7 protein-coding genes and 1 tRNA gene are annotated in these 5,777 nt (G+C 39.6%); 5 read left to right on the top strand and 3 right to left on the bottom strand.

From position 1 onward, the window contains the following. Both WBA89_RS10080 and WBA89_RS10085 read left to right on the top strand, forming a co-directional pair. On the top strand, positions 1–1,191 hold a 1,191-nt coding region (locus WBA89_RS10080; RefSeq protein WP_424406141.1), incomplete at its 5' end, for a hypothetical protein. After that, a complete protein-coding gene (locus WBA89_RS10085) occupies positions 1,133–1,360 on the top strand; it encodes a hypothetical protein (RefSeq protein WP_424406143.1) in 228 nt (75 codons plus the stop codon). The genes WBA89_RS10080 and WBA89_RS10085, both read left to right, overlap by 59 nt. Here the strand turns inward: WBA89_RS10085 and WBA89_RS10090 are convergent. Next, positions 1,328–1,525: a hypothetical protein gene (locus WBA89_RS10090; RefSeq protein ID WP_424406145.1), complete on the bottom strand. Its 198-nt coding sequence runs from the start codon at positions 1,523–1,525 to the stop codon at positions 1,328–1,330. The genes WBA89_RS10085 and WBA89_RS10090 overlap by 33 nt on opposite strands. 131 nt (positions 1,526–1,656) lie before the next feature. Here WBA89_RS10090 and WBA89_RS10095 point away from each other — a divergent pair, with 131 nt between their 5' ends. The 3 genes from WBA89_RS10095 to WBA89_RS10105 all read left to right on the top strand — a co-directional run bounded on the left by WBA89_RS10095 (position 1,657) and on the right by WBA89_RS10105 (position 4,948). Then, entirely contained in the window at positions 1,657–2,181 is a 525-nt protein-coding gene (locus tag WBA89_RS10095; protein ID WP_424406147.1) for a hypothetical protein, read from the top strand. Further along, complete coding sequence (locus tag WBA89_RS10100) at positions 2,174–2,401, top strand: DUF2283 domain-containing protein (protein WP_424406149.1); 228 nt, start codon at positions 2,174–2,176, stop codon at positions 2,399–2,401. Before WBA89_RS10095 ends, WBA89_RS10100 begins: the two co-directional genes overlap by 8 nt. Positions 2,402–2,497: 96 nt before the next feature. After that, positions 2,498–4,948 carry a restriction endonuclease gene (locus tag WBA89_RS10105; protein WP_424406151.1) on the top strand — a complete coding sequence of 817 codons (2,451 nt, stop codon included), beginning with the start codon at positions 2,498–2,500 and terminating at the stop codon, positions 4,946–4,948. Positions 4,949–5,187: 239 nt separating this feature from the next. On the opposite strand, the gene WBA89_RS10110 is transcribed toward WBA89_RS10105, so the two are convergent. Beyond that, positions 5,188–5,261: transfer RNA gene (locus WBA89_RS10110), tRNA-Val, on the bottom strand. 163 nt (positions 5,262–5,424) lie between these two features. After that, a partial coding sequence (locus WBA89_RS10115; RefSeq protein WP_424406153.1) for a WD40 repeat domain-containing protein occupies positions 5,425–5,777 on the bottom strand: 353 nt, incomplete at its 5' end.

The following is a 5,777-nucleotide window of genomic DNA, read 5'->3' on the forward strand; positions in this document are numbered from 1 at the left end:
TTTTGGGGGCTTGGGCGCATACCTCAAGCCTCTTTTCCTCAACGCGCCCGGAGCTGGTGCAATGCAAAAGGTCGATCGACCTACAGCACAACCCAACTCAAAATTGTATCAAAGAACCCGACCAAAAATTCCACTTTGCGATCGCCCAACTTCCGTGTTATCGTTCCCTTTCTCGAACCATTGCGGATCATGACCACATCTACCGAAAACTTCTACCTAGGCGATATCGCCTCCAACTTTCACTTTGCAGGCCCGCTGCTAGACTTTGAAGAAGAAATCCAGAATCAATCTCCCTTTCACGATTTAGACTACCTGACAGGGGAAATTAAAAGGGGATTTCTAGACTACGTGCGGCAAGGAATCATGCTGGACTCGATCAGAAAACTGCGATTGTACAAACACAAATTCAAAACTTTTAAAAGTTACTGCGAACAAGCATTAGGCAGACAGTATTTTTACTGCACGCAAATCATCAAATCTGCTGGCATTTGCCTGCGCTTAATCAAAGCCGGATTTGAGATTTTGCCAAGCTGTGTCGCTCAAGTTGTCCCTTTGTTCAAACACGCAGTTACAGACCAGTACGGTGACTGTGCTTTAGAGGAAAAGTGGCAAGAAGTGGTGGATGTCATCCCCAAAGAAAGGATTACCGCAGTAACTATTGCCGAAACAGTTGACAACAATCCCAACCTCCGGCTCAAGCAAATTCGGATCAAAACCGATACCTACGAGCTTTTAACCAAAAAGGCTGCCGCCGCGGGAATGTCAGTTTCGGAATTTTTGGCGAGGTTGGTTGACGAATACAATCCCAGAAATTTAGAGGAATCAGCGGAACACACTCCCGAACAAGAGGAGATTTTAGACCAATTGGACGCGGAGTTTAAGAAGCCGCCAGCCCAACAGAGTTCAACTGCAGCTAAAGGTAAAATTAAATCTAAAGGTTTTACAGGAAAAATTGAGCCTAAAGGTGGTACAAGGGAAGAAGTGAAGGCTAAAAGTTCGGAAGGGTCAGTTAAGGCTAAAAGCCCGGAAGGGGCAATTAAGTTGAAAAATAAGCAAACTGAAATCCAAGCAGAGAAACTGTCCAATTTATTTAAGGAGAAAAACCATGAAGTCATCAGCCCAAAACCCAATCATGCGTCAACTCAAACTGATGGAGGCTCAGTTGAGCGACATTCAGTGTCAACTGATTAAAGGCACTGTGTTGAATTGGTGGCAAATTATTTTGCCGGACGGGCAGAAGATTTCGATCGAACACGCGGGTAGCGGACACTGGATTTTTCGGGCAAACGGGCTGGAGAAATTTCATCCTGAAGTGCGGCTTGCGGTGTTAAGGGCGATCGCCGAAGGTTGTCGCAAGTAAGTTACGGCACGGCACGGCACGGCGCGGTGCCGTGTCGCCAGAAGGGGCTGGTGGGATTTCGTGTGATTTGCGGATGTTGGGGCGATACCTGCGGTCTGCTTCGCTTACGGCATTAGTCTCGGGATTGGTTACAAGTGCGATCGGAATGTCCCAACTGTGGGGCAAAGTTTAAGGTTCCGGCGTTTTAGAGAGATAATTCGTTATTACTGCTTATAAATACCCCATAAAAAGTAAGCTCGAACTCGAAGCGGAGTTTATTTAATAGCCTCGCCGAAGAATGGCGTGCAGAAACGAGGATGCTGTCATTGGTTACACAAAAGTCAATCCACGCAGCTTATCAGAGAATTATTGGTATGGGCCCGGCTGTTGTGCCGCTGATTTTGTGCGATCTCGAACAAAAACCCGATCGTTGGTTTTGGGCGTTGAGGGCAATTACTGGTGATAATCCGGTGGTAAAACCTGAAAAGCGCGATCGAATGAAGCAAATGGCTCAAGCGTGGATACAATGGGGAAAAGAACGCGGTTATGTGATTATATTTAGACATATGGTTAAAATTATCTGGACTGACTATATGCAATATAGAGCCGAGTTAAGAGGGTTTGACTTAAGTATCTTGGAAAATATTATTAGATTTTCGGGAGAAAGGTATGATGACACAGTAACGGGAACTCAAATTGTTGTGGGCAAACACAATCAGGAATTGGTTATGATACCTTATGAAACAAACGAAGATTCTATTACTCCGATCACTGTGCATACAACTACTCGTCAACAAATAAAGTTTCGTTTAACAAGTGGGAGATTAGTAATTTATGAATAATCCAAAAATGGCGTACTTTGAAAAAGAGGATATTCTTCATTTAACCCTTTCTAATGAACGGGAAGTCGGAAGTGTGGAAATTAGCCCTAATATTACGGTAGAACTAAATGAAGCCGGGGAATTAATTGGGATAGAGATTATTAATGCTAGTGCTTTTATTCGAGATTCAATTTTAGAATCTGTGCAAGCGAGATTATTAACAGTCAGTGGAAGAAAGTAGCTCATTCGTTAATTATAAGGTTGATAAAATCCTCATTACTATGGGCTTGTTCAACAAAATCTAGTAATAACTAATTTATACGGAAGCACTAAAAAAATGACTGTAAATGAGCCTAAAATAAGATTTAAAGTAGTCATACCACATGAATGGAGTCATAAGAAAAAAGGTGATTTTTGGGAAAATGTGTCAGCAGATTTATTCCGTAAACATCGATGGAAAGTGATTCAAAATATAGAATTTGCCGGAATGCAAATTGATATCTACGTCCAAAAATTAGCTACTAATGAAAAAGGATTAATTGAAAAAGGATTAATTGAATGTAAATTTCAGAAAAGGTTTATAGAAGCTCCTACTATATATAAGTTAATGGGTCAAGCTCTTTTCAAAAAGGTTGACTTTGCCTACTTACTCTCAACTTCCGATCTTAATGCAAAGGCAAAAGGGGTTGTTCTTGAATATCAAGAGGAACAAAATAAATCATACAAACCATATAATTTAGTGATTTGGAGTGGTAATGAACTTGCTAAAGTATTTATGGATGTACATTGTATTAAAATCCCTGAAATCGATCAAATAAGTGGTGTTAAAACCATTACATTATTAGTAACGGATAAAAAAGAATTCTTTTGGGTTGCGGAAAAGATGGGAAAAAGTAATATTCCATGTCATGCTATTATTTTTCCCATTACCAATACCAAAAATAATTTGAGTCCAGAAGGCTGGAAAAAATATTTTTCCCGTCATAAAATCTGGGAAAATCTTGAAATTACTGTTGTCAATCCAACAGTAATTGAGCGTAAAGATAAATTAAGTAACCAGTCGATTTCAGAAGTTAAAAAAGTAACAGTATCGAAAATTAATCAGGCTGATAGTTTTGATGACTACCATCGTCCATCCCGCCCAGAAGATTTTTTTGGACGTTTGGAACCTCAACGTGAATTTTGGAATTTTGTTAATAAGGTAAGAGATGAGGAAACAGACTTAAGAGTTATTTCTTTCTCTGGAAGTACAGGGTTAGGTAAATCATCTTTAGTTCTTAAGTTAGCTTCAGACTGTCAGCAAAAACCTGAATATAAAGATAATTTTTATATACACCATGTAGATGTGACGAGCGTCAACCAGGAAAAAGCAACTCTATTTGTTATCGCCGTTATTAGACAAGCATTACAAGAGGCTATTGATAATAGATTTGTTGATCTTCCCAATCATCAAGTATTTATTGAAAGTGCTGAACCACCTTATTTTTCTAGTGAATCAATTCAATTATTAATAAAAACTCTTAAAAACAGTCGTAAAGTCATTGTGATCTTTTTCGACCAATTTGAAGAAATATTGACTAGAGATTCCCTTTCATATCTTTACGATTTGTTTAAGCAAGCAGCTTATGAAGTTGATTCTTTAAAAGAAAACATAGTCTTAGGTTTTTGCTGGAGAACAGATGTTAATTTGCCTACAACAAATCCAGCCTATTTTACATGGCATAATCTAGCAAAGGTAAGAAAAGATATTTATTTCAGTGAATTTTCTCAGCAAGATTCATCAAGTTTATTAGATGGATTTGAAAAATATTTAAAGCAACAAGGTCGTCCATTACAAACAAATATAAAAAAGTGGCTTTTGAATAATTGTCAAAATCAACCTTGGTTATTAAAAAAAATTTGCGGTGACATTTACAATCAACATTCAGAGCTTTATTCGGAACAGAAAAAAGTAATAACCAAGTTTGATATTAAGACAATTTTTGAAGAAGATATCCAAAGAGCTACTGTCACCCCCGAGTGTAATATTTGTTTAAGGTATATAGCTAAATGCTCTCCAGTGCCTATAATGGATGTATGTACCAAGTTTGATGTCAATGTAATTAATAGCCTCTTAAAAAGCAAGCTAGTTATTGAAACTGGGCAAAATTATAAAATATACTGGGATATGTTTCGTGAATATTTGTTGGATGGTAAGCTACCTGAAATGATAATAAGCTATAGACCCCGAACTAAGATTTCAACTCTTTTAAAAATCTTTAGATTACTTAAGAGTTGTGAAACAATATCTGACTTAGCAAGTGGATCGGGATATGGGAATGGCATAGTTACAAATGCTGTTCTGGATTTGCAAAACTTTTTTCAAGTAACAAGAAATAAGGAAAACGATAAAATAATAGCATCAGAGATATTTTTAAATTTAAAAAATGAGGAAATAGCTGAAGAATTAGCGGAAAAAATTGAGGCTCATGTAGTTATCAAAAAAATATACGAAAAACTGAATCCAGGTGAATCGATGTGGCAAGATGAATTTCATAAATTGCTCGGAGAAATATGGTTTGAGGGAAAAGAAATGAACCAAAAAACTTTAAGCGATTACGCCAGCAAAATGTTGTCCTGGTTTTATTTTGCTGGTTTGCTTGAAAGAAAAGAAGATTGGCTAGTAGTCAGACCAACTCATCCAAAGCAGGGAAAACAAAAGGGGAAACCTGAAGATTGTGATGTTAGTAATAAGCGTAAAATATCTAAATGGAGCGTAGGACACCCCTCCTTATTGGACTTGTTATAATCACAAAGTGATATTTAATTTTTAATGGGTGATATTAGTTATCTACTACATTACTCATCTACAAAAAAGTCGGCTGCAAATCCGATCGCACAAAACCGGAATCACAGGCTCGCCATACATTAAGGATGCGATCCCTCGACCTATCAAACTATACCAGATCGATTGAACGCCCTTTTCAATTCCACCACAGCAAAAGCCACCCCAGCGAAACCGGATTCATAAAATCTAGTTCTTTTTAATGGACACAACTGGACTCGAACCAGTGACCCCTACGATGTCAACGTAGTGCTCTAACCAACTGAGCTATGCGTCCTCACGAATTACTAATATAGCACAACATTCGATCGCCTGTCAAGCATAAATATTCAAAAATTTATCGGCTCCCACCCAAGAAACCGGGTTTTTCACCAAGAGCGAGGGCTACAAGCAAATATTTTCCGCAAAAAACCCAGTTTCTGCATCCCGTTCGATCGCCCCTACAACCCAATCCCCCGCCAAATCTTCACAGTTCGATCGCCCCCACCGCTAGCCAAACTCCCCCCATCAGCACTAAACGCCACCGCCAAAACCTCCCCCGCGTGCCCCCTCAGAATTTCCAGCAAACCCCCCGTACCCGCATCCCACAAATAAATCGAACCATCCCGACTCCCCGTCGCCAAAACCCCACCATCCGGGCTAAACGCCACACACAAAACATCCCCAGAATTATCCCTCATACTCCGCAGCAGCGTACCTCGCCCATCCGCATCTATCCGCCACAGCTTCGCCGTACCGTCCCGACTCCCACTAGCCAAAACCGACGATCCTTCTGCAACTCCCCCCCTTACCA

The organism is Microcoleus sp., assembly GCF_049646505.1.
Lineage (GTDB): Bacteria > Cyanobacteriota > Cyanobacteriia > Cyanobacteriales > Microcoleaceae > Microcoleus.